The 25,032-nt window shown below is 64.1% G+C and carries 9 protein-coding genes, 1 pseudogene, 1 riboswitch and 1 other annotated feature; of the genes and pseudogenes, 6 read left to right on the top strand and 4 right to left on the bottom strand.

Features of this window, described 5'->3' with window-relative positions:
• Positions 1-5: 5 nt before the first annotated feature.
• Positions 6-696 (top strand): annotated as a pseudogene (locus ACZ50Q_RS12135) (IS3 family transposase); the annotation flags it as partial.
• Positions 295-411, top strand: a sequence feature (AL1L pseudoknot). It overlaps the preceding pseudogene by 117 nt.
• Before the next feature lie 89 nt (positions 697-785).
• On the opposite strand, the gene ACZ50Q_RS12130 reads toward ACZ50Q_RS12135, so the two are convergent.
• The 3 genes from ACZ50Q_RS12130 to ACZ50Q_RS12120 all read right to left on the bottom strand — a co-directional run bounded on the left by ACZ50Q_RS12130 (position 786) and on the right by ACZ50Q_RS12120 (position 18,070).
• Positions 786-1,052, bottom strand: coding sequence for a hypothetical protein (locus tag ACZ50Q_RS12130; RefSeq protein WP_464081642.1), 267 nt, complete (start codon positions 1,050-1,052; stop codon positions 786-788).
• Positions 1,052-15,154, bottom strand: coding sequence for a LysM peptidoglycan-binding domain-containing protein (locus ACZ50Q_RS12125; protein ID WP_464081641.1), 14,103 nt, complete (start codon positions 15,152-15,154; stop codon positions 1,052-1,054). Before ACZ50Q_RS12125 ends, ACZ50Q_RS12130 begins: the two co-directional genes overlap by 1 nt.
• A gap of 612 nt (positions 15,155-15,766) precedes the next feature.
• The gene (locus ACZ50Q_RS12120; protein WP_464081986.1) at positions 15,767-18,070 is read right to left on the bottom strand and encodes a DNA internalization-related competence protein ComEC/Rec2; all 2,304 of its coding nucleotides are present in this window, start codon (positions 18,068-18,070) and stop codon (positions 15,767-15,769) included.
• A 286-nt stretch (positions 18,071-18,356) separates the two neighbouring features.
• Between ACZ50Q_RS12120 and ACZ50Q_RS12115 the strand changes: the two genes are divergently transcribed.
• The 4 genes from ACZ50Q_RS12115 to ACZ50Q_RS12100 all read left to right on the top strand — a co-directional run bounded on the left by ACZ50Q_RS12115 (position 18,357) and on the right by ACZ50Q_RS12100 (position 22,300).
• Positions 18,357-19,280, top strand: coding sequence for a LysR substrate-binding domain-containing protein (locus tag ACZ50Q_RS12115; RefSeq protein ID WP_464081640.1), 924 nt, complete (start codon positions 18,357-18,359; stop codon positions 19,278-19,280).
• Positions 19,281-19,446: 166 nt separating this feature from the next.
• On the top strand, positions 19,447-20,424 hold the full coding sequence (locus ACZ50Q_RS12110) for a Bug family tripartite tricarboxylate transporter substrate binding protein (RefSeq protein WP_464081639.1): 978 nt from the start codon (positions 19,447-19,449) through the stop codon (positions 20,422-20,424).
• A gap of 47 nt (positions 20,425-20,471) precedes the next feature.
• Positions 20,472-21,758 carry a M28 family peptidase gene (locus ACZ50Q_RS12105; RefSeq protein WP_464081638.1) on the top strand — a complete coding sequence of 429 codons (1,287 nt, stop codon included), beginning with the start codon at positions 20,472-20,474 and terminating at the stop codon, positions 21,756-21,758.
• 92 nt (positions 21,759-21,850) lie between these two features.
• On the top strand, positions 21,851-22,300 hold the full coding sequence (locus ACZ50Q_RS12100) for a PA2169 family four-helix-bundle protein (RefSeq protein ID WP_464081637.1): 450 nt from the start codon (positions 21,851-21,853) through the stop codon (positions 22,298-22,300).
• Between the two features lie 53 nt (positions 22,301-22,353).
• Here ACZ50Q_RS12100 and ACZ50Q_RS12095 read toward each other — a convergent pair whose 3' ends face one another.
• Positions 22,354-24,057, bottom strand: coding sequence for a hypothetical protein (locus ACZ50Q_RS12095; RefSeq protein ID WP_464081636.1), 1,704 nt, complete (start codon positions 24,055-24,057; stop codon positions 22,354-22,356).
• Between the two features lie 183 nt (positions 24,058-24,240).
• Between ACZ50Q_RS12095 and ACZ50Q_RS12090 the strand changes: the two genes are divergently transcribed.
• Positions 24,241-24,807: a DUF2846 domain-containing protein gene (locus tag ACZ50Q_RS12090; protein ID WP_254792017.1), complete on the top strand. Its 567-nt coding sequence runs from the start codon at positions 24,241-24,243 to the stop codon at positions 24,805-24,807.
• 95 nt (positions 24,808-24,902) lie between these two features.
• Positions 24,903-25,029: riboswitch (TPP riboswitch) on the top strand.
• The last annotated feature ends 3 nt before the right edge of the window (positions 25,030-25,032 follow it).

The following is a 25,032-nucleotide window of genomic DNA, read 5'->3' as shown; positions in this document are numbered from 1 at the left end:
AGAGAATGCGAGCCATGAGCAAGAACAATGCGAACAAGTTTTCCCCCGAAGTGGGCGAACGCGCGGTGCGCTTGGTGCAGGATCATCGCAACGAGTACCCGTCGCTGTGGGTGGCGGTCGAGTCAATCGCACCTAAGGCTGCTCGGCGCAGACGCTGCTGACCTGGGTCAAGCGCCATGAAGTCGACAGCGGGAAGCGCGAAGGCGTCACCACGAGCGAGCGCGAACGGATCAAGGAGCTAGAGCGGGAGAACCGCGAGCTTCGCCGCGCCAAAGACATTCTGCGCACGCCCAGCGCTTTTTTCGCGCAGGCGGAACTCGACCGCAAGCTGAGGTCGTAAACACCTACATCGACCGGCACCGGGAGGTCTGCGGGGTCGAGCAGATCTTCAAGGTGTTGCAGGTTGCCCCGTCGGCATATCGGCGCCACGCTGTGCGGCTGCGCGATCCGTCCCGGCGCAGCGATCGTGCTCGGCGTGACGAACATCTGACGCCGCATTTCCATCGGGTCTGACAAGAGAACCATCGCGTGTACGGTGTGGACAAGGTCTGGCGGCAACTGAACCGCGAAGGCGTGACGGTTGCCCGTTGCACGGTCGAACGCTTGATGCGCGCCCAAAGCCTGCAAGGTGTGCGCCGTGGCAAGCGGCTGCGCACCACCTTCCCCGACGATGCTGCCGTGAGGCTGCGGGATCGTGATTTGTGGTCTGCTCATCAGCGATCGCCTTGTAAGTCACCGCCCAGCAATAAGCGAGCGGAAGCCAGGTTTTTTTGACTAAGGAGAGATCAGTACGGCTTGTCGAGGTAGACCTCGACACTGACTTCTCCCGTTCGGCGATCCACACGTGCACAGGTGATTACCTTGGCATCGAGAGGCCTCTCCCCGGCGATGTACAGCTCAAAGATTCCTTCCTCATCGGTAACTCGAGTACCTAACGTCAAGTTTTCCGAGTCGACCGCCGCGAGCCGTGGATAGGGCAGCAACGCATCGTGTGTAGCCTTCTTTGCGAGGACTTCCATTTCCTTGAGCTTCAGCAATTTGCTCTTATCCATTACGGCCTCCAACCTTCCAGGCTATCGCCTCGGGGGGTGAACATGCTCCGTTGTCCCATAGAATTGAATATCGCGCTTCGCTGCGCACCCATCGCATCAAGAACAGCTCGGTCAGCGGTAGACGAACGCAGCACTCCCGCGTCACCTGGATGCGTGTGCGAAGACCAACGCCAGCCTTGGCCGGCCAATTGCTTGGCCATATCCGGATTGATCGGCACCGAGCGGGCACCGCCTCGGAATATCAGACGACGCCCACCTGCCGAGAACATGGCGAATTCGTCACCCGTCGCAGCGGTCAATGCAGACAGATCACGTTGACCGAATGACTTGTGCGCAATCGTGCTGGAACCGAACTCCGGCAATTGCTCCAACACCGCCGACTGACGCGAATTGAGCGCGCCTAATCCCCGGACAATGGCGGTCGGATTTCCCGTCGCGGGATTAGCCGCAATGGTCAATTCGCTGTTTGGAACTATATCACCCCCCGCAATGAACTTGGAATCGGTAGGCATAGCCCTGAGAGCCAGCGCTTGCCTCTGCAAGACGGTCTCCGCCAGTTCCGCCGCGACGGGGGTTAATTGACGGCCTGCGGTCAGCAGCTTCCCTCCAGCGCCACCCGCAGCCCACCCAAAAGCCGCTTCACCAAGTTGCTCTGGCGAACCCCCAACGATTGCACGCAGCGGTCGTCCAATAGCCCCATCTACAATTCCAAGCCCCATCTTTGCTGCTGTAAGGCCAAAGCCTTCCTGCTCCACCTGTCTGAAGAAGTTGCTCTGCGGACTGACTCTGTAACCCGAGTCCCCGTTCCACTCGCGCAACTGCCCGACGACATAGCCAGTCGCATCAGCCGAAGCAAAGCCAATTTCCTGCGCTGCCCCTAAGAGCGCCCCAGGCATTTCTTTGGCGGCATGGCCAGCCCCCGACAAGAAGCGTCCAAATTTGTTGAAGGTGAAGAACCCTTCCACTTTGCCTATCTCGCGCAAGGTGTCCGCAGGTCTTATATCAGGCAAGGGAACGCCAACAAGACCTTCCCGGTCGGCAACCGGATAAGACACGGCGTCGTTGTTCCAATAAATCTCTCCCTTTGAACCTCGGCCAATCTCCTTCAAGGAGCTTGTGTCGTTGAAGGCTGTCTGGTCCAAAGCAATGTTGTACTGACCTACGCCCAAAACTTGATTTTGCTCGCCCAACCTCCGAAGATCCGCCATGGTTTCGGCGCGGAACCTTGCTTTGACAGCGTCGTCTTGCCCGCGATCCATCGCCTCGCCGGGCGTGATACTTCCGCCAGATGATCTCTGCATCGGCTCGACAACGGAGTTTCCTAGGGCATTCCCAAACGCATCCACCGCAACCTGCACATAGTCCGCCTTGCCCCCAGACAGCACCGATGCCGCAACACCTCCTACCGCGCCCGCCACAAATCCGCGAGTCAACCGCTCACTGAACAATGAAGCGTTCGGAAGAAGCTCGGACCCAACCGCGGAGCCAACCCCCGCCCCGATACCCGCCGCCGCCACATTCGTCCAACTGAACTTGGACTGCAGACCCGTCGCCATCGCAACGCCCTGTGTGATCGTCGAGCTCACCATTGCTCGTCCCGCGAGTTCCAGGGCACGAGCGCCTGTAGTGTTACTGAGCGTCGCTGTCCCGCCAAATCCAGCGGAAACGCCGGCAGTCACCGCAGTGGCTACACCACCCACAGCCACGCCCGACCAACTGAACTTGTCCTGCGCGCCGATTGCCATGCCGACACCCTGACTGACGACACTCCCGACCACTCCCGCCGCCAAGCCGATCCCGACGCCCAATCCTACCCCCACGCCTCCAGTCAACGCCGCCACCCCTGCGGCCGCAAATCCGCCGAGTACAGTGGTCGTTCCTGCCACGGTTGCGGCCCCGGCAGCTATTGCAGGCGCAGCGGCGGCTAACATTGCCCCCGCCGTTAACACCGTCGCCACCACCGCCACCACGGCAACAATAATCGTCCCGATCCCGCCGCACCCACCTCCGCCATCCGCCTTCGGAACCGGCATCGTCGGTTGCGTATCCCCGATCAATTTGCCCGGGTCATACGGCTTGAATGTCTTGTAGTCGTTGTGATTCCCGGTCACGCGGTTCGGCACGGTGACCGTCGCACCCACCCGCAGATCCCGATCTCCCGACAGCCCGTTCGCCTCGGCAATCAAATACCAAAGCCGGCTATCCCCGAACGCCTGCTGCGCAATAGATTGCAGTGTGTCACCCGCCTGGATCCGATAAGACCCCGGCGCCGCCGACGGGTTTCCGCCGTCGATCGGTCGGAACGATGGCGAGAAATCATCGCCGCCGACCGTCGGCCCAGTAGTACCCATCAACTCACCATTCACGATCAGCGTGCGCGTGACTTTTCCGTCTTGGACGCGTTGCAGGATCTTGCCGTTGGCGTCGTTGACCAGCGTCTGGTTATTCTTCGTGTTCTTGGAATCCGTCACGCCGATCAGGTTGCCGTTCACGTCGTACTTGTACGTGGTCAGGCCGGGGTCCAGCATTGTGCTGGTGCCGGCGAGCGTGGCTTCGCGGTAGCCTTCGTAGCGCGCATGGGTGTAGTTGTAGGTATTGATGTAGTGGGAGCCGTCCCACATTTCAGTCTTGTATTGCGTAACGTTGCCGGCGGCGTCATAGCCGGTGTAGGCGTTGTTGTACTTGTTGGTGAATCCGCTGTTGCCCATCATCACGACGCGAACGTTCGATACCCGCCCTGCCGCGTCGTACACGTTGAGCTTGCGCTCGTTGACGAGGCCGGACGCGTCATAGAACGCCTTGCCATAGCTGCCATCGATGCCGCTCGTCACAACGCGGTCCGCGCCGTCGTAGTAGCGCTGATCGGTCAGCAGCCCGTCGCGGTGGATCGTGCTCAAGCGGTTGAGCGCGTCGTAGGAATAAGTTTCCGTCGTGAATCCGGCAGCGGTACTGCCACTGCTGGATATCGCCTTGTCCCAATACCTATCGCTCAAACGGTTTCCCATCACGTCATACGTGATCTTGTGGCCCTGGCTGGCATTGATCTCCAGATTGGCGTTAACGCCGTCGACCGTCGTCTGCCGGTTCATGACATCGTAGCCGTACCAGAGGTCCCGGTTGCGAACCGTGCGGCCGGCGTCCGTGTATTGCGTCTGCACGCGGGATCGGTTGCCGTTGGCGTCGTAGTCGATGGTCTCGCGCAAGTAGCCGTCGGACACTTCGCGCAGGCGGCCCAAGGCATCGTACGCCATCACATTGCTCTGGTACGCAATCGAGTTTTGTGTCGTACGTTCGCGGACTTTGTTGCCGGCATGATCGTAGGCGTAGTCGGTGATCTTGTTGAGCGAGCCATCGGTGATACGCGTCATCTGCCCCGCGGCATCGTAGGCGTGTGTCAGCGATTGCCCGCGCGAGTTGGTCTGCGTGATCAGTTGACGGGCCCAATCGTAGGTGTAGGCGTACTTGGCGCCGCCGATGTCAGTGTGAGACAACAGCAGGCCGAAGTAGTCATAGTTCCAAGTCGCGGCGTTGCCGTTGGCGTCCGCTTCGAAGGTCTTATTGCCGCGGGCGTCGTACGCCGTGCGCAGTTCCGTGGCGATACCTGGCTTACGTACTCCCGTGACGTTGCCGCGCAGGTCGTAGCGGAAGTAAGTCGCTTCCCCGGCCCCGTTGGTAGACGAAAGTTTGTTGCCCCACTCGTCATAGGTGACCCGTTCTATGACGGTCTTTGTTCCGTTAGCAACCAGGTTCACAATGTTCGACACGCGATACGCCGACACGGCCGCGTGCGAAGTCAGAACCAGACGCGCCAGATTGTCGTAGGCGTAGCTCGTCGTGTTGCCCAGCGCATCGACCCACGCAACCTTGTCGCCCAAGGCGTTGTAGTCGTAGCGATAGACACCGCCATCCGCATGGGTTTCACGGACGCGATTGCCACCAGCGTCATAGGTGATGCCATTGACATTCCCATTGGCGTCGCGCGTAGCGACGTTGTTGCCGTTCTGGTCGTAGTACAGATACGTCTTTGGACCGGCCCCCGCCACACCGTCCGAATTCGGACGGATTTCTGACGTCATCTGGTTGGAGGCGTTGTAGGTGTAGGACGTGACCCAGTAGGGCGAACGCGGGTCCGTCACGGTCAGAACGTTGCCCCAGCGGTCGTAGGTGCGCTGTACCGTGGGGCGGCTGGCTTGCGTGCCGCCATTATTTGCGCCGACTGGCGTCCACGTGCCGACCACGCCCAGACTGCCCGATGCCGACACGCTAATGGGGCCCGGGTTGGACGCGGTGGTGCTGGTTAAGCCATACCTGACAGGGGAACCCGCGATCGTGTAGCCCGGGGTGTACGGCGCGGTAGTCTGCGTCATACCCGGGCGCGGCACGACCGGCGGCACCCAGACCTGTTCGGAACGCTGTTCTTGGCGGTACTCAACCTTCCAGTATCCCGGCTGACCGCCTTCACCGCCTTCACCCGAGCCAGGAACCGGCGGGACCCAGACTGATACGGGCACCGTTACGGTGTAGTAACGCGTGTAGTAGTAGCCCGGCGTCGTCGCCCCTTGCGAGATCGTACCGATCCGATGCAGCGTGGGGCTGCTGCTGATTGCAGGCGTATACAGCAGATCGTATTCGTAGTTTCCGGCAGGCAGCGTACCGAACGCCACTGAGAATCGGGTAACCAGGCTGCCGTTTTCGCCGCCCTCCCCCCCTTCGCCACCGCCCGCCAGCGCGCGGGACATATTCACTTGCGACCACCCGGCGGTACCCTGCAAGCGATACTTCAACACGGCGGAACCGGTGTACTCACCGGGCGCTGTCCAGGTAATACTGGTATTGCTGGAGTCCAGCACCAGGGATTCGGCAATCGGCGCAATGCCCACCGCAGGCACCCAGCGATCAGGTACCGCGGCCAACTTATCGATCCGACCGGTCGCGTGCGCATAGGCTGCGCCGGTCTGCTTGTCGATCAGCAGCAGTTCGTAGTCGAAGGCGCCCGCACCCAACGCCGCCCAATCCACACCGTCGTGACCCTTGGTCCGTGCTACGACCGGAAGCGACGTCCATGTGCTGCTCCCAGCAGGCCGATAGCGGAACTGCGCGTTCACGCCGGCGCCGAACGACGGCCAACTGAAGACTTCGCGGCTGACGGTGCCGAACCCCATCGCGCTGCCGATCGAAGACAACGCCGGCGCCATCAGCGACAAGGTACCGTTGCCCGTCACTTTGACGACGCCATCGCGCCCGATATGGGACACGCGGTATTCGTAGCTCCCCAGCGCAAGGGCGGCGGCATCGTAGCGGTACGACTTGCCGTAGTTCACCATGGCCACTTCGGACCAGGTACCGTTAGGTTGGCGCAGTTCCAGCCGAACCTTGGTGGACGGATCCACCGGCGCGGTCACATCGATGAAGTTTCCGGTGTTGCCGAACGTGTCCTGTTGCTGGATCACGCTGCGATAAACACCCCCGGCGTCCTTCTTCTGCACCAACAAAGAAACGACCTTGCCAACGCCGCCGTCCAGCGTGTTGCTGGCGTTGCCGTCCCAACTGATGGTAACGCCGCCGCGCGCACCCTGCCCCGTGTAGTTCTTGGCGATGGTTCGGCGTACGCCAGACATGCTTTCGTACACCATGGTGACGCGGATTTCTCCGTCGCCTAGGTTGACCAGATTGGTCCAGGTCAACTGAACGCTGTTAGTGCCCTGCCAAGTCGGAATGCCAGTAGGTTCACCATTCTCGCCAGTCTCTCCATTGCCCCCGCCCGTTTCCGGATGTGGAAGATAGACCAATTTTGCGGAGGTGATGGCGGTGCTGGTGAAGTCGCGGCTCACGGACACACCGCCCTCGGCAACGGTGCGGACCGCCCCCCGCGTGGTGACCACATTGCCCAACAGGTCGTAGATCGTGTCGTCGCGCCGCAAATTGGACATTGCCGCTGCTTGCTGCGGCGTCTTTATTGCCGCCACGTTCACGTTACCGCCACCGATGCCTGCGCTGGTCATGTTGGCGGTGGCTTTCCCTTGCAGGTTATAAAGCGTGATCTGTTCGCGACCGTCCTTGGCATTGGTGCGGACCACGTTGCCGCCATTATCGTATTCGTAGTATTCCTGCGCACCGCCGTCGATGCCGCGCCGGGTCACTTCGCCGAACGCGTTGTATTGGGTTGCAGTATCGGACCAGCCCGCGTTGGCCTGCGATATATCGGTGATGCCCGAGCCGTTTGCCTCGGCATTGCTGCCTTCCCACTTGCTGACCCAGTTTCCGGAGGCATCTTGTTGCCATACCCGGATGTAGCTCAGTTGCGACACCCCGCCTTGCTCCACCTTGTTGTCCGACCAACTGATGGATACGCCGGACGCAGCCGCAGCCGCCGCAACGTCCACGGTGCGGCTGGTCGCCACGCTGGGCGACCCGAACGTCATCGTCGTTCCGCCCGTCGTTACGCCACCTTCCCCCCCTCCGCCGTTGCCAAAATTTTCGTCGGTTATCGTCTCGGTCGACAGGGTGCTGACGGTGTTGTAATACACCTGAACGCGCACCAACCCACCGCTCGCGTTGATCAAGGACGACCAGTTCACGTTGATCGTGTTTGTGCCCGTCATGCGGTAGCGGTAGAAGCCCTGGAACTCCTTGGTCGAAGACGACCACCCGGTCTTGACTCCGCTCTTCAACACCGAGGTCGACGCCGGATCAATCACCCGCGTCTGCTGGCCCAGCTTGTCATATTCGTACGCCTGGAACCAGCTCTTGACGCTGCCGTCGTTGCCCGTGACCGTGCGCCATTGTTTGGCCAACTGCCCGCCTGCGTTGAAGGACGCGTACGTGCTCTTGCCGTTGCCGTCGGTCGTCTGGATCTTGTTGCCGCGACTGTCATATCGCACAAAGGTCGCTCGGTCCTGGGCACTCGTGGTGGCTTTGAAGCCCGTGGGCGTCTCAGTCACAACCGACGTGCCGTTGGCGTGCTGGATCGTCGCGATGGCGTTGCCCAGCGCGTCGCGCCGGAACGTCGTCAATGGCGTCAGTGCGGCGCCGCCCACTTCCGCCTTGCGGGTGGGTTCGGCGATGGCCGCGACGCGGCCCAGCACGTCGTAATACGTATAGGTGGACGCGCCCTTCGCGTCGGTCACGCGCGTGCGATTGCCCAGCACGTCATAGCCGTACGTCGTCTTCAGGTCGCCACGCAGCACCGATGCGCTGGACTGCCCGCTGTACTCCACGCCGACGCGCGTCTCGGACACCATGCGGCCAAGCGCATCAAAGGCGTAGGTCGTGACGCGGTCGTTCGCATGCGCAACCGGCAAGGTGAATGACTGCGCATTCCACACGGTCGCAGCCGTCGCGTATTCTCGCATCGACGTCTTGTTGCCGTTGCCGTCATAGGACATTGTCGTCACGTAGCCCAAGGCGTCGACCTTGGCCGTGACATTTCCCAGGCGGTCGTAGTACTGCGTGGTGGTAGCCCACACCTGCGACACCGGGTTGACCAGTTCACGCACCACCACGACCTGCCCGAAAGCATCAAACTCGTTGCGGGTGATACGGTTGCTGACGAAGTACTGCGCGTTGGCTGCGGCCGACGAGTCGTAACCGTAGATCTGCGACTGGCTGACTTCGACCGCGCGGCCTAGCCGGTCATAGGTGGACACCACGCCACGATCGCCACCGTGGTCGACGCCCGCCGCGTTGACAGCGGCCGACACCGCAGCCGCGGAGATGCCCATGTAGCCATTACCCGTTAGCCCTGTCTTGGTCGCGTAGCGCAATTGCAGCGTCACGTCGCCATGGGCGTTGCGCTCGTACTCGGTGACGTAGCCTTCGGCATTCACCTCGTACTGCATGGCACCGCTCTTGTCATACACCTTGTAGCTGACCGCGCCGGCCTGATTGCGCCCGGCCACCGCGTTGCCGAAGGCGTCATACAGTACGTCCGACGTCAGCGCGATCGGCGCGCCTTCCTTGCGCTCGGCCAATCCCGCCGCCCCATTGGTCAACAGGTTGTCGGCGCCCGGGTCGTATACCGAGACAGGCGAGAAGATCGTGCGTATCTGCCGTCCTGCCGCGTCATAGACATAGCGGGTGGTGACCGCCTCCGGCCGCCCATAAGCCTCGGTGCGGCCCACCAGGTTGCCCAAGCCATCATATTCATAGCGGGTGACGATGGCGACCGCCGCGCTGGCACCCAGTGTCAGGTTGCCCGCCGCATCCGCATTCAGCCCCACCACGGCCACCTTGGGCGTGGTTTCGGTCAGGAGGCGACCCGCCGCGTCGTAGTCGTACGTCCACAGGCTGCCCAACTTGTTCGTGAACGTGCGCTTGTTGCCTACACCGTCATAGGTGTAGGACTCCGACTTGCCCAGTGTGTCCGTGCTGCCCAGCACCCGGCCAGCGGTGTCGTAGACGGTGGTTGTCACGCGGTCGATTGCCGCATTGGGAACCAGAGCCGCCGCGACTTGAGCCGCCGTCGGCTGGCCCGCCAAGGTTACCGCGGCGCCGTACCGACGGCTGAGCACCACGCGGCCGCTCGTGTCGTAATCCGACTGCGTGACGTAACCGCCCGCATCGATTTGGTAGACCGCCCGGCCTGTCGCGTCGAACACCGCGCGCGTGGTGCGATCCTGCGCGTTGACAGCAGGCTTGCGGGCCAGCAAGGCCGTCAAGGTCAGCGCGGTAGCGGGCTGGCCCGCCAAGTCGGCGCCCGTGAGCTTGCCTGCGTAGCGGGTAGCCCCCACCAGGTTACCCGCCGCGTCGTAGCGGTTTTCGGTGACGCCCATCAGCGCGTCCACCACCAGCACCGCGCGGTTGGCGCGGTCATAGGCGGTCGTCTGAACGCGATCTTGCGGTGAGGCAACGACGGCGGCCAGCATCGCATCAGCGGTACGCGGCACATCATTGCCCAGGCGGCCCGCATAGGACACGACCTGGATCACGTTGCCGTTGGCATCCAGCACCCTGCGCGTGGCTGCCCCGGTGGCGTCCACCGTCAGGATCTGGCGGTTGGCGCCGTCGTACACCCAGTCGGTGGTCCGGTCCTCCGGTCCGCCCTGGACCGTCAACGGGCCAGCGCCCGCCGCAACCAGCTTGGCATATTGGATCTGGCGAACCAGATTTCCGCCTTTGTCGTAGATGTTCTCGGTGACCGCGCCCACGCCATTCATGGTGTGAGTCAAACGCCCAGCGTTGTCGTAGACGTTGACCGTGCGCAGGTCGCGCCCTGGCGCTGCGGCGGTGACGATGGCCGCGGCAACAGCCGACTGCGTCAGCGGTGTGGCGCTGGGCAGGCGGGTCGCATAGGCGATGCGATCGATGACGTTGCCGCTGCTGTCGTAACGCTGCTCAACAACCGCCCCCGTGCCGTCCAACTGGTAGACAGCGCGATTGAGCGCGTCGTAGACCGTGCGCGTGCGCAGGTCGTGCGCAATGTCGACGGCCGGCGCATTGGGCTTGGCTGCCGCGCCGATCAAGGCGGCGGCCAGTCGATTGGCGTGTGCCACGCGCTCCAACACGTTGCCGTTGGCGTCGTAGCGGTAGGTCACGACCGCGCCCAGGGCGTCCACCGTCATTGCAAGGCGTCCACCCGCCGTGTAGTAACGGAATTCGCGCACATCCGCGGCAACGGGCACCAGCAAGGCGCGGACCTGGGCCTCGGTCGGAGCGTGCGACAGCGTAGCGAGTGCAATCGGATTGCTGTAACGGGTAGTGCCCGTCACCTGACCCGCGGCGTCGTAACGGCTTTCCGTCACACCGCCATTGGCATCGACCTTCAAGATGACGCGGTTCGACGCATCCAGCACGTAGCGTGTAACGCCGCCATTCGGGTCGATGGAGGCCACGACGTTGTCGTTGGCGTCGTAGACATAGCGGGTTGTCAGCTTCAGGCCGGTCGGGTCGACCACTTCCTGGGTGCGACGGCCCAGGTTGTCGTAGATGTATTGCGTGACCGTGCCGTTGGAATCGGTTTGCGTCAGCGTGCGGCCCGCCAGATCGTACGTATAGAGCGTACGCAGTTTCAGGCCGGCGGCGTCTAGATAGCTAAGCCTCACCCGGCCAGCCTTGTCGAAGGCATAGGACGTCTGCCGGCCATTGGGGTCCGTCACCACATAGCGCTGGCCCAACGCGTTGTAGCGGTAGTTGGTCGCTAGCGCCTGGCCGCCCACATCCACCGTGGTGGTGTAGAGCTGCCCTATCGCGTCATAGGCATGTACTGTCCGCACGCCGCGAGCATCCGTCGTCGCGACCAGGCGGTCCAGTTTGTCGTAGGTGTTCCTGACAACCGTGCCGCCTGTCTCGGTCGTCAGCAGCGAGCCCGACGCATCGTAGGTGTAGACCGTGTCGTTACCATTACCGTCCCGCACCGCGACCGTCTGGCCGTGCCGGTTGCGAGTGGTCGTCACCGACACACCGTCCGGCGTGGTCATCGTGACGCTGCGGTTCGCGGTGTTGTAGGCAAACGTCGTGCGGCGACCCAGCGCATCCTGCTGCCAAACGACGTTCCCGAACGCGTCCATCCCCGTCGTGCTCAATCCATCTGCGTTCTGCGTCAGGATGGTGCGGCCCAGCTTGTCGTATTGATAGGAAACTGCGTTGCCGTTGCCATCGCGGGCGGTTATCACGCGCCCGAAGGCGTCGTATTCGCGGCGAGTGACGCGCGCCAAGCCGCCCGGATCGGCCGTCGTACTCAACAGGCGACCCAGACGGTCATAGGAGAACTGCGTCGCCACGTTCAGGCTGGCCGTCAGCTTCGTTGTGCGCAGCACTTCGTTGCCGAACGCGTCGTAGTCATGCGACACCATGCCGCCATCGCCGGCCGTCTCGGTCAGCCGCCGGCCGTCAGCCGTGTACGTGTAGGTCTCGCGCACATCGGTGGCAGGCTTGACCTTGGCAGCGATGGCTGTCAGCAAGGTGTCATTGACCAACCCGCCGGTCAAACCCGTCAAGGCGATGCCGACGCTGTACTTGACCACCTCGACCAGTTGGCCCAGATTGTCGTAGATGCGTTCTTCCGTATAGCCCAGCGCGTTGACTGTATGGGTGAGCCGCCCCTCCGTGTCGTAGTAGTAGAGCGTTCGCTTACCCACTGCGTCGGTGGACGAGATGCGCCGACCGACCGCATCATAGGCGTAAGTCGTGCCATAGCCCGTCCAGATAGCGTTGATTTGCGCTTGCGTCAGGTTACCCGTCAGGCGAGCGGCGCCTTCGCCGGAGAGTTCGCCTATCAGCCGGCCTTGCAGGTCATAGCGCGCCAGCATGCTGCGCGCCTCGTTGGTGCCCGCGGCCACCACTGTCGACGTCAACTTGCCCATCGCGTCGTAGACGTACAGCGTCAGCGTCCCTTCGGCATTGCGAGCGGAAGAGACCTGGTTCAGTTGGGTATAGCTATTGGTGAAGACTTGGTCTGCCGCCGTGCTCACTGGACGCAATCCGACCAACGTACTGGTCGGGCCGGCACCCGTCGTGGCCGTCGCGTAACGGATTTTCGTCGTCAGGTTGCCGCTGCCGTCGTAGACGGATTCCGTCAGATAACCAGCACCGTCGACGTGACCGGAAACCTGGCCCAGATTGTTGTAAAGCCAGTATTCGCTGATGTCGGCAGCGGCGGAGGCGGGCTTCAACGCATCGAATTTCCCGCCGCCCGCCGGCACCGCGACCACCCGGTTGAACAACGTGGCTTTCGAGACCTGGCGGCCGGCATTGTCGTAGGTGTACTCGACCACCGTTCCTTCGGCGTCTATCGTGCCACGCAGCAGGCCGTCCGCCGTGTAATAGCGATAAGAACGAGCATCGCTCCCCGAAACTGCTGGCTTGACCGATTCGGGCTTCGTGTTGGGTCCCAGGGCGGCCGTCGCTACGCGCGTCGCGTACCGGATGACCTCCACCAATTGCCCCGCGCCGTCATAGCGATTTTCGGTCACTGCGCCAGTCGGGTCGACGATCTTGCTCACGCGACCGGAGGTGTCGTAGAGCTGCCAAGTATTGCGATCGCCCGCTGATCCCGCCGGCACGATCGCAGCCAGATCCGGGTTCAGCGCCGCGCCGTTCGAATCAACCAAGAGCGCCAAATTCACCGCATTCGTGTACTGCGTCGTTTGCGCCACGCGACCTGCGGCATCGTACCGATACTGCGTCAGCGCGCCAAGCGGGCTGATGTCGGCGACTTTGCGGCCGGCCGCGTCATACAAAACAAAAGCCCTCGCGCCAGCCGGATCGGTCGTCATCAGCAGCCGGCCATTGGCGTCATACGCGTAGCGGGTCTCACCAATCGCCACCCCCGCCGCGTTCTGCTGGATCTGGCTGACCTGCCGCCCAGCCTTGTCGTACACCGTGACCACGCGCAGGCCGTTGGCATGGGTGACGATGGCGCGGTTGCCCACGTCGTCATACTGCGTCAGCGTCACATTGCCCGCCGCATCCTGCACGGACACCAAACGGCCCAGGCCATCATAGGCATAGGTTGTGTTGCCGCTGGTCGGCGACACCTTCAGCAGCAGGCGACCGGCCTGATCATAGACGTACTTGGTCAGCACTTCGTTGCCGTCAGCCAAGCCCACGCCAGCGCTCGTCACCTGGGCATAAGCGATGCTTTGCTGAAGCATGCCGCGATAGTCGTAGGTAAAGTCTGTGCGCGACACCCGGCTCATGTCGGCCGCAGCCCCCCATGCCGCCAGTTGCGCCTCTGTGGGCACCGCGGTCGCAGCCAGCCCGGAAACGGCGTAGGCGCCCCCCGCGTATTGGAGGGTCGCGGCGCGCTCGCCGGTAGCGTGGTAGCGGTATTCGGTGACTCGTCCTTCAGGCGACAGCGCAAACCGCAGCCGGCCTACCGCATCGTAGGTGTAGCGGCGAGTCAGCGCACCCGAAGCTGCGGTCGAGCCGGCCGCTGGCACGGTGTAGACCGATTCTGTCAACACACGGTTGCCCACGTCGTACGTTCGAATAACCGTGTTGCCCAACGTGTCGCGCTGGCTCAGTTGGTTGCCGCGGGCGTCATAAGTCATCTTGATCGTATTGCCGCTCGGCTCCACGATGGTCAGTACGTTTCCATTGCCGTCGTAGGCGTAACTCGTCGCCTGCGACACGCCATTGACCGCCGGCGCGGTTACCATGGTCAAGCGACCCGCGGTATCGCTTTCGAATGTGGTGACCGCGCCCAGCCCATCGGTCACCGAGGTCTTGCGGTTCGGGGTGTCGTAGGCGTAGCGCGTCACCCTTCCCAGCGCATCCGTGACCGTGGCCACCCGGAAGTTGGCGCCGTCCTGCACATAGGTGAACGACTGCTGGCTGCCGTCGGTTTGCGACACGTTGGCCAGCCGATTGCTGGTGCCGTCGTAGGTATAGAAAGTCTGGAACACCTTGCCGTCGGCAATAGCGTTGTCTTTCGGCGTCAGATCCACCGCAACCGACGTCAGCCGGTTCAACGAATCGTAGCCATACCGCACACGGGTCTGGATGACCTGCGCGCCGTTCTCCACGCTGGCTGTGCGGATCTGCGTCAGATTATTGCCACTGTAGTCGTAGTAGGTAATACCGCCACTGGCGTCAGTGACGCGCGCCAGTTTGCCGTTGGCGCCGTAGGTATACGTAACCGTATTGCCGCTACCGTCCACCGAGTTCAGCAACCGCCCTGCGCCGCTTCCCTCGTACTTTTCGACTATTCCCGAGCCACCGTCGGTCCACACGTATTGTCCGCTCGCCGCATCCTTGGCCAGCGTGTCGTAAGCGCCCTCGCCGTCAGACGACACGTACAACGCGCGCGTCGCGTCAAATTTATAGATCTGTTCGGAGCCGTCTTCGTCGACCCGCGCCATCGTGCTGCCGGCCGCATTCAACTGCCCGACCAGACGAACCGACTTCAGCGCCGCACCTACCGACCACGGGGAGCCACCCAGGCTACCCTGGCTGTTGTATGTGCGCACGGACCCGAACAGGGATCCGTGCCCGGCCAACTGGTCGTCCACCGTGCGGAAAACGAGGTTGCCATTGACGACGTTGACGTATGCCTGGTCCGAACTGCGGCCAAGGTCAGCGTTGCCAAAGACCCCCCGGGTACCCAACGTGCCCAAAGACGTCAGGTTCAAACCCAGGCTATTTCCACTTACGATCGCGACCATTTTTTATTGCCCTAGAAGTCGTTCACTTTCTCGCAATGCGTTTGCAGGACGAGATGTCAGTGATCAACTTGTCCGTTGGCACGCTGCTCGGTTTAGCGCAAATGCCCAGCGTCTCCGTCGATTCATCCCTTGGCCTAAACCGAGCCGGCGCCATCCGGACAAGTTGCATGAGTGAGCAGAAGGCCGTCTGTTCACGTGTGGCTGGCCGGCAGGCGAACCGCCGTATTGACGGCGGAACAACCATGACACCACGCCGCAACCCGTTGCCGTTCAGCACGCCCCCAAGCGTTTCACCTGGAGTGTGTAGAGCCAACAGCGCCGCAGCCAGACCCTGCCAGTTCCGGCTGGCAGTAGCGAGAAAGGATGCGCATAATCGCGTGGGAGGCGGCTTCGCGGATCGCCTGCGCATCGGCGAAGTCATTCTTGTTGCCTTGCACGAAGCAAACCAGTCTCCTTGGCCCGGCCGATGGTCCGCCTGATTCATGATTACTTCGAACAGGCGGGCCGACTGACCGCCCCCGGGAGACTAGTGAGGACACGTTTGCTCCCATTTCAAACGCATGCCGTGGTACGGATTTATCAAGTCACGAACCGGCATGCACGACGCTGCCGCTATCGCCCGTGCCAGTACCGCCCGCCCCGCTCCCGTTGCCCCCACACTTCCAACCCCTCCGGCCGCGACTGCGCCATCACCGCGCCATCCCTGTCGCTGCGCCAGAATCGCGCCCCCGCCCGCATCCATCTCAACTCCACCGCCCGCGCCGGATGCCGGAACCGGTTCAGATGCCCCGCCTGCGCGATGACATGCGCCGCATTCACAGCCTCCACCAGCTCCCGGCCGGAGGATGACGCCGAGCCGTGATGCGGAGCCAGCACGACATCCGCTGGCTCCAACCCCTGCGCCACCATTTCCCGCTCCTGCGCCGTCCCCACGTCCCCCGTCAGCAGCAAGCTATGCCGCGCGCCCTTCACGCGCAACACACAGCTATCCGCGTTGCGGTCCTCGGCGCGCGCGTCCTTGACGCCATGGGGATGCAGAAACGTGAACTCCACCCCGTCCGCCTCCCAACGCAACCCTCGTTCGCAGCGCTCCATCTGCCTGGGCAGGGCCGGCTGCGGTTGACCGGCATCCGGCCACATCCTCGCATCGCGGCGCACAAAGGCGGGCAGGTCAAAGGACGCGTAGCTGCGCTCCACCGGCACCGCCGCCAGGACCGCGCGCGTTCCGCCGACGTGGTCCATGTCCGCGTGCGATAGCACCAGAACGTCCAGCCGCGTGACGCCGCGCGCCTGCAGGAACGGCGCCACCACGCGCTCGCCCGCATCGCTGCCGCCGAAGCTGCGGGGACCGGCGTCGAACAGCAGCGAGGTGGTTGCGGTCTCGACCAGGATCGCGCTGCCCTGCCCCACGTCCATCGCGCTCAGGCGCCAGTAACCGGGCTCCGGCCTGTCCGGCCGCCAGAACAACAAGGGCAGCATGCAGGCCCATCCCAGATGGCGGCCCGGCCAGCCTCGCGCCTGCAGCGCCCAGGCCATGCCCGCCACGGCCAGCAGCAGCCAGGGCCATCCCGCCGCGGCAACCGGGACGCTGGCCCAACTGGCGTTGCCCACCCAGGCCACCGGCGCCATGGTCAGGTCAAAGGCCGCCAGCCCGGCCTGCCCCGCCCACGCGGCGAGCCCGTCGGCCCCCGGCACGCAGGACAACGCCGCGCACAGCAGCGCCAGCGGCGTCACGATGAAGGTCACCGACGGAATCGCCACGGCATTGGCCAGAGGCGACCCGAGCGACACTTGGTGCACCAGAAAGGCCAGCAACGGCATCAGGCCGACGGTGACCATGAGCTGCAGACGCACGGCCTGACCGGCTCGGGCCGCCCACCGCGCACGCCAGCCGGCTTGGGCGTCGATGGGCGCGGCCGCGATGCGCAGCAGTACGGCCACCGCGCCGAACGACAGCCAGAAGCCCGCCGACACCGGCGCCCACGGATCGAGCGCAACCACCGCCGCGGCCGCGCAGGCCAGCACCCGGTCGCCGGACAACGGCAGGCGCGACAGCGCCGCCGCCAGCACCACGAGCAGCATGAAGAACGTGCGCCGGGCGGGCACGCCCCAGCCCGCGAGCAGGCAGTACAGCAGCGCGACCATCGCCGCCACGCACCCGCCCGCGACACGCGCCGGCATCCGCTCCGCCACGCCCACGCCGCGCCAGCGCAGGCGTCGCCACAGCGCCGACGCGATCAGTCCCGCAATGCCGGCGATCGACGTGACGTGCATGCCGCTGATCGAGACAAGGTGCGTGATGCCGCTGCGGTTGAAGATCCGCCAGTCCTCGCGCGACACGCCGGCCTGGTCGCCGATCGCCAGCGCGATCATCACCGGCGCATACCGATGCCCACCCAACGCCGCCCGCATGCCTTCGCGCACATGGTGCCGCGCCCGCTCGATGGCGATGCCAGGCGTGGCCCATGGCCGGTCCGCCAGCAGGTCGGGCTGTCCGCGCACCGTGCCCACGGCGCGCACGCCCTCGGCGAACAGGCGCCCTTCGATGTCTGGCCCCGCGGGATTGAGCAAGCCGTGCGGCCGCCTCAGCACCAGCGCCATGCGCCAGACCTGGCCGGGCAAGACCTGCGGCACGGCCTGGTTGGCGCCCGCGCCGGCCTGCCAGGTGATCTGGATGCGCGACGGAATACCAGGACGCGCAGGGCCGTCTAGCTCCGCCAGGAATCGCTGGCGCTGTGCATCACCCTCGGGCAGCGCCGCCACGCGCACGACCAGGCGGGAGACTTCGTCCTGATGCATGTCGGCCAGCGCGTCGTCCAGGCGAAGCTGGGCCTGCACCGCCGCGTTGAGCAGGCCAGCCGAAAATCCCAGCGCCAGCGCGGCGAGGATGCGCAGGCCAGGATGCCGGGCGCGCATGCAGACCGCACAGGCCGCGGCGGAGGCCGCCACCGCCAGCAACAGGATGAACGCGCCGGGCAGCGCCGGCAGGATCTGTGCCAGGCCCGCACCCGCCACGAACGCAACGCAGAACGACCGGCCCGTGATGTCTTTCTCCAGAAAGGACACAGCGTAGGCGGCGACCGCGCCCCGCGGACGGCAGGGTGAACGGTTTCATCCATGTCGGCCAACCGCGGGTTGCGGGCGCACGCCGTAAATGCGCACGCAGTAAATTACGGCCACCCCATGCCCCTTCCCGATCCCCATGAAAGGCACCCGCAACTCGTTATCCTCGCTGCGCATCTTCCTGACCGCCGCAGAAACGCTGAATTTCAGCCGCGCCGCCGAAGCGCTGAACCTGACCCAAAGCGCGGTCAGCAAGCACGTGGCGGCGTTGGAAGACCGCCTCGGCACGGCCCTCTTCAAGCGCATGCCCGCGGGCCTGCGTCTGACCTACGCCGGCGCCCTGTACCTTGAACGCATCAGCGCCGCGGTGCGCCTCATCGATGAGGCGGACGCGCTGGTGGCCAATCCCGCCTCGCGCGTCGCCCTCAACGTGGCGGTCTCACCGTCCTTTGCCCAGTTCTTCCTGCTGCCGCGTCTGTCCGAATTCTTCGAAGCGCACCCCGAGATCCGCGTCAACATCCGTCCGCGCCTGTTGCATGGGCGTGACCGCGCGGAGCGGTTCGACGCCGAAATCCAGCTTCACACCGGCTATGTGTCGGGCATGAGCGCGCAGTATCTGTGCGGCCGCGAGATGACGCTGGTCGCCGCGCCGTCGTTGCTACAACGGCATCCCGTCAAATCCGTGGACGACATCGCGCAGTTGCCGTTGCTCAAGCGCGCCCAGCGCGGCTATGGCTGGGACGAATGGCGAGCCGATGTCGCGCCCCTGTGGTCAGGACCCGCCGCGACCGCGGCCGAGTACGAAGGCTTTTCGATCCTGCTGCCGGCCGTGATGAATGGATTGGGCGCGGGGATCATGCCGCTGTGCATGGTGCTGGACCAGTTGAAGTCTGGCCAACTGGTGCGCCCATTCAAAGAAACCGTGGAAGGCCGCTACGGCTATCACCTGATGCAGCCGCGCCCCAATGTGGGCGGTCCGTATTGCCAGGCGTTCTGCGACTGGGTCGTCGCGCGCGGGCAGGAACTCAATGCCCGGACGCGCAGCTACGCGGGCCTGGCCTGACGCCCAAGCCCCAAGCCCAAGCCCCAAGCCCCAGCCCCAAGCCCCCCGCGGCCGGCCCGTCCGCGGCATTCCAACTTGGAATATCCCATGCGCATACTTCCTTTGCCTGGGGCCGCACGCACCCACCACAATGACGTGAAATTATTCATGGATCACCATAAAAATCATGTTCAAGTGGAAAAACACCCTGGCCGCCCTGGCCGCTCCCCTCTTCCTGGCCAGCGCGCAAACCGTCTCGGCCGCCTATCCCGATAAGCCGATCAAGATCGTCGTGCCCTATTCGGCCGGCGGCAGTTCGGACGTGGTGGCCCGCGCCATCAGCGATCAACTGGGCGCCCAGCTTGGCCAATCGGTCGTTGTCGAAAACCGCGCCGGCGCGGGATCGATGCTGGGCACTGCCTATGTGGCCACCGAGGCGCCCGACGGCTACACCCTGCTGCTGGCCGACGTGCCGTTCACCATCGTTCCGGCGCTGTACAAGGACCGCGTGAAATACGATGCGAAGCAGGATTTCGCGCCGATCACGCTCTTGGGACTGTCGCCCACGTACCTGTTCGTCAATCCCGCATTTGAAGCCCAGGACGTCGCGTCGCTGGTTGCGGCCGCCACCGCCAAGCCCGACACGATTTCCATCGGATCGGGAGGCAATGGGTCCTTGACCCACCTGATGGCCGAACTGTTCATGCTGACCACCAAGACCAAGCTCGCCCACATCCCCTACAAGGGCGCTTCCGCGTCGGTCAATGATCTGGCCGGCGGCCAGATCCAGGCCAGCTTCACCACCATGCCCACGGCCGTCGCGCTGTACCAGGGCGGAAAAATCAAGCCGCTTGCCGTGTCTGCGCCCACGCGCCAGGCCGGCACGCCCGATGTGCCGACGTTTCAGGAACTGGGTTATCCGGGATTGACCGTGCAGAGCTGGTGGGGCCTGGTGGCGCCGTCCGGTACGCCCGCAGACGTGCAGAAAAAGCTGGCGGACGCGATGGCCAAGGTCATGCAATCGGACGCGGTCAAGCAACGGCTGTCCAGCGTGGGCATGAACCTGCCGCCGGATACGAGCGCCGCTGCCCTGAAGGCGTTGTTGGCGCAGGATTTCCAGCGCTGGGCCGACGTCGTGCAGCGCGCCAACATCACGTTCGAATAACCACCGTTGTATGCGCCGCCCAGCGATGCGCGGCGCCGGAGACACCCATGACATCCTGGCAACAGGCGGCGGCCGGCGACTCGGCCCTGATGAACGATTTTCAGACCATTTGCGGTTTTGGCGGACGCCTGTCCGGCACCGGGCAGGACGAGGCGGCCATGGAATGGGCGCTGACGCGCCTGCGGGAGATTGGACCCGATGTCCAGCGGGTCAGCGTGCCCTACGATGGCTGGCGCTGTCTTGCCAGCAGCCTGACCCTGCAGGGCGGCAAGCCGGCGAACCTGGAATGCGTGCCCCTGTTGCGTTCGGCCTCCACCGCGCCGGAAGGACTGGAAGGCACGGTCCTGGACCTGGGGGCAGGCCGTCCGGAAGACTTCGAGCGCGCCGGCGATGCCGTGCGCGGCAAGATCGTGCTCGTGCGGCACGAGTATCCGTTTTCCCAAGGCCATGTGCATCGTCGCCGCAAGTACGACATGGCGGTGGCGCAAGGCGCGGTCGCTTTCCTGATCGCCAACCCGCTGCCCGGGGCCGGTCCCTTGTCCGGGTCTTCGGGCCGGCCGCGCGACGGCGCGGGCATTCCGGCGGCCTACATCGATCACGAAGCGGCCCTGGCATTGGCTGCCCAGCCCGGCGCACGCGTGCGCCTGCACATCCAGGGCGAGGAACTGCGCGATTCGATGGCCTGCGCCGGCATCCTGGACCTGCCCGGCGGACGCGACAGCCGGATCGTCATCAGCGCGCACATGGACGGCCACGACCTGGGCTGCAGCGCGCTGGACAATGCCACCGGCGTCGCCGTTGCGCTGGCCGCGGCGCGCATCCTGGAGCCCAGGCTGGGCCCCGGCACGCCAGGCCTGCGCATCTGCTTCTTCACCGCCGAAGAATGGGCGCTGGCGGGTTCGGCCCGCTATCTGGCCGATATGCCGGCTGCGGAACGCGACACCTTGAAGCTCAACATCAACCTGGACACTGTCGCGGGCGACGACACCCTGTGCGCGCTGATCAGCGCTTATCCGGCGCTGGCGGGCGTGGTGGACGGCGCCGCCGAGCAGGCCGGCGTAGCGGTGTCGCACTGGTTGCCCTTCATGCCCAATTCAGACCACGCCAATTTTGCGAAACACGGCATTCCCGCGCTGCGTCTGGTGGCCGGTTTCGAAAAGCCCGAGTCACGCGTGCGCCACATCCTGTCGCGCGGCGACGTAGCCGGCATCATCCACGAAGACGAATTGCGCAACGCATTGGCGGTGACCTGCGCCATGGCGTCGCTGGCCCTGGGCATGAGCGACGGCGACCTGAACGCGTTGAAGGCCGGATCGACCTGCCCGCGCGTCTGACCCGCCGGCGGCCAGCCCAGGCACGCGGCTTGCTGAGTCTCCTTCCTGACAGGCGGTAGCCGCCGCCTGGTATCCAAACCAAGGAGACCGATATGGTCGACCATGTGACCAAGGTGTTGAACGATCTCATCGAAATCTCGAAGGATGGCGAGAAGGGCTTCGCGGCTGCGGCCGAAGACACGAAGACCCCTGAACTTCGGGAACTCTTCGGGAACCGCTCGCGCGATTGCGCGGCGGGCGCTGCCGAGCTGCAGGCCCTGGTGGCCCAGTTGGGCGAGAAGCCGGAAGACAGCGGCACGGTGTCCGGCGCCATGCACCGGGGCTGGACCAACCTGAAGGCCGCCGTCGCAAGCCGCACGGACCTTGTGCTGCTCGAAGAGTGCGAGCGCGGCGAGGACGTGGCAAAAGCCGCCTACAGCAAGGCGCTGAAGGAAATGCTGCCGGAGAACATCCGCGCGGTGGTCGAACGCCAGTACCAGGGGGTGCTGCGCAACCACGATCAGATCCGCGACCTGCGCGACCGCTACCGCGCCGCGACTTGATGTGTCTGGCGGCCCCCGGCGACCGACTGGCGCCGGGGGCCGTCACACGCCCATCACGCGTGTAGCCAAAATGCGCTTTCGGCGAATTCCTCGCCTTTCCACCAGTTCGCCCGCCCCCGGCCCCGTTTGAAGTTCGTGGCCCCCGCCTGGCTCTGCACAGGCGCGACCACCTCGCCGGTGGCATCCCGTTTGGCGGTGACGTCCGCCGTTTCCGGCACCACGATGACGATGTGGCCGGACTTTCCGTCTTCCCTGCGCCGCGCCACGATGACGCCGATGGCCCCCTGGTTGGCTTCGGTCTGAAGCTTTGTCAGCGTGCCCGTCTGACGCCATCCAAACCCCGCCCCGAATTCGCGCAGCCACCGGAACAGGTCGTTCGCCCGCATCTCGAAAAGGGTATTACCCAGCAGGGGCTGCACCGGTTTGCCCTGGGCCAACTGCATCAACGCCTGACCGGACCACCACACCCTGGGTATGTAGGCGCCTGCGAGGCGGCAGAAGTCATGCGCATAGATATTGCAAAAGGTCGCGGTCCGGGTGGGCTGATATCGCAGGAAGTTGGGATTCTCGACATCCAGGTAGTCGACGATGGCGCCCAATTCCGCGCGCAATTCGTCAGGCGAGGTGCCGGACCGCCCGGGCGCGCCCTTTTCGTTCAGCGAGCGTGCCGTGGCCCGGTCCTTGCGCCGGGTCACCAGCCCGGCCTTCTCGGGCATATTGACCTCGACGACGCGCGAAGCCGCCGTTGCGTCGGCTGGCCTGCTGACGTCGATCTTCTGGTTGGACGGCCCGGCCACCAGAAATTTCGCCGAGGAGAATCCCTGGACCAGGGCGCCATTGAGGCTGGTCTCGATCTGGAAAAACCCTTTGGTCGGCCCCGCCAGGGCCCGCACGGGATGCCCATCGGGCAGATGGGCCACGACGTTGGCCTGCGGCGGGTCGCTGATGCGCGGTTCGCTGCGGACTCTGAGCATGCCGTCGGTGATGGCCACCTTCATGGGCGTGCCATCGCGCGTAACCGGGGAAGGGGCGGCGATCAACGCCTGGCCCGCTGCGGGCGTTTCCAGCAAGGGCGCGTCCGCGCCCGGATCCGGCACCGTGTGCGCTAGCCGGATGAGATCGAAGAGCGCCTGCCCGTAGTGCTTGCCGCCTTCGGGCTGGAACCCCTGTTCCAGGCCCTTGGATTCCTTGTAGCCCCCGGTGTTGTAGACAATGCCCACCGTCGCCAGGTCAAAGTCCGAAAGACTGGACCGGCCCTCGAAGCCCCGCTTCTTCAAGGCGAACTGCAGCACGCCCATCGCCCGCCTGAGCGACCCATCGAAGGTTGCCCATTGGCGCTCCAGGAAGTAGTCGGGCTCTCTCAGGAAATGCTGGATGTCCACCTGATACACCCCGAACGCATGACAGTACTTCTCGGGGTTGCCGGCGACTTTCTTGTAGGTGCCCCCCACGACGTTGGCCATGCTGACCAGCGCCTCGCGGCCCATATCGAACATGCGCTGTCCTTCAGGCTTGCTCAGCAATTCCGCCCGCGTCTTCGGAAACGCTCCCCGGCCGTCAAGCGTGTCGCCCACGCACAGCGCCATCACCTCATCGACCGAGGCGATCTGCCTCCGAGCAATGGGCCAGATTTCCCCGCTTTCCTGGCAGGCCAGCGCCGTGAGGAAATCGACAGTCAAGGGCGTGCCCTTTGTCGCCGCGGTCATCTTGCTGAAAAAGTTCGACTTGAACCAGGCGATATCGTCTTTCTTGACCATCCATGCTCTCCCCGAAGGCTGCGGCGAAAAACGGGCCACAAGCAATGCGCGTCGGCAACCTGAATCTGCATGGATGTTAGGGTCAGGGCGAGGAACGGCCATACCTCACATTGGGTATGGGCGCGCCGCATCGCGCCGGTCTGGACCGCCCTGAGCCGAGGGCGTGGACGTCCGATACAATTTATGACACACTCTGATATTTTTGGATACGCCTGCTTAAATCCGAGTACGGGCGGCTCGCAACCTCAGTCATCCATTGATATCCCGACCATGTATCGAACCCCGAAGAATGTGCTGAAAATGGCCGTTGCCTGCGGCGCCCTGCTTGCGGCAACGGGATGCGCCAATGTTCCGCTGGCGCCTGAAGAGAGCAACCAGAAGGCCAAGACCTTTGCGGCGCCTGACGAAGGCAAGTCCGGACTATTCGTTTATCGGGACAGCTACGTCGGCAAAGCGCTGAAGAAAGACGTGTATGTCGATGGAAACTGCATTGGCGAAACCGCCGACCGGGTTTTCTTCTACACCCAGGTCGAAGGCGACAAACCGCATAAGGTGTCGACCGAATCGGAGTTTTCCCCGAACGATCTCATGCTGACCATGGAGGCGGGCAAAAACTACTTCGTGCGGCAGTTCATCAAAATGGGCGTATTCGTCGGCGGGGCCGGCCTTGAACAAGTCCCGGAAGAAGAAGGAAAGCGCGTGATTTCCAAGCCAGAGGTCAAACTGGCCACCCAAGGTCAGTGCGGCTGATCATCAAGGCCTTTTGACCCAGCACACCGGCGCGCCCGGGTGCCTGGTTTGAAGCGGGAGCTTGACACCTCCCGCTCCCCCCCGGGAACATACCCTCCATTCACCCGGGGAGCTTCGCCAAGAAGCTGAGAATCCGTTGGCCTGCGCATGCAGGCAATGCACGGCGACCCGTCGAACCTGATCCAGACAACACTGGCGTAGGGATGGTGCGTGTCCCGCGGCGCG

Source organism: Achromobacter sp. T5-5, from assembly GCF_055397965.1.
This window is presented reverse-complemented; position numbering and strand designations above follow the sequence as displayed.

Bases quoted from the DNA above. Each gene is read 5' to 3' on its own strand.
- ACZ50Q_RS12130 (WP_464081642.1), bottom strand. From the start codon at position 1,052: ATGGATAAGAGCAAATTGCTGAAGCTCAAGGAAATGGAAGTCCTCGCA.
- ACZ50Q_RS12125 (WP_464081641.1), bottom strand. From the start codon at position 15,154: ATGGTCGCGATCGTAAGTGGAAATAGCCTGGGTTTGAACCTGACGTCT.
- ACZ50Q_RS12120 (WP_464081986.1), bottom strand. From the start codon at position 18,070: ATGCGCGCCCGGCATCCTGGCCTGCGCATCCTCGCCGCGCTGGCGCTG.
- ACZ50Q_RS12115 (WP_464081640.1), top strand. From the start codon at position 18,357: ATGAAAGGCACCCGCAACTCGTTATCCTCGCTGCGCATCTTCCTGACC.
- ACZ50Q_RS12110 (WP_464081639.1), top strand. From the start codon at position 19,447: ATGTTCAAGTGGAAAAACACCCTGGCCGCCCTGGCCGCTCCCCTCTTC.
- ACZ50Q_RS12105 (WP_464081638.1), top strand. From the start codon at position 20,472: ATGACATCCTGGCAACAGGCGGCGGCCGGCGACTCGGCCCTGATGAAC.
- ACZ50Q_RS12100 (WP_464081637.1), top strand. From the start codon at position 21,851: ATGGTCGACCATGTGACCAAGGTGTTGAACGATCTCATCGAAATCTCG.
- ACZ50Q_RS12095 (WP_464081636.1), bottom strand. From the start codon at position 24,057: ATGGTCAAGAAAGACGATATCGCCTGGTTCAAGTCGAACTTTTTCAGC.
- ACZ50Q_RS12090 (WP_254792017.1), top strand. From the start codon at position 24,241: ATGACACACTCTGATATTTTTGGATACGCCTGCTTAAATCCGAGTACG.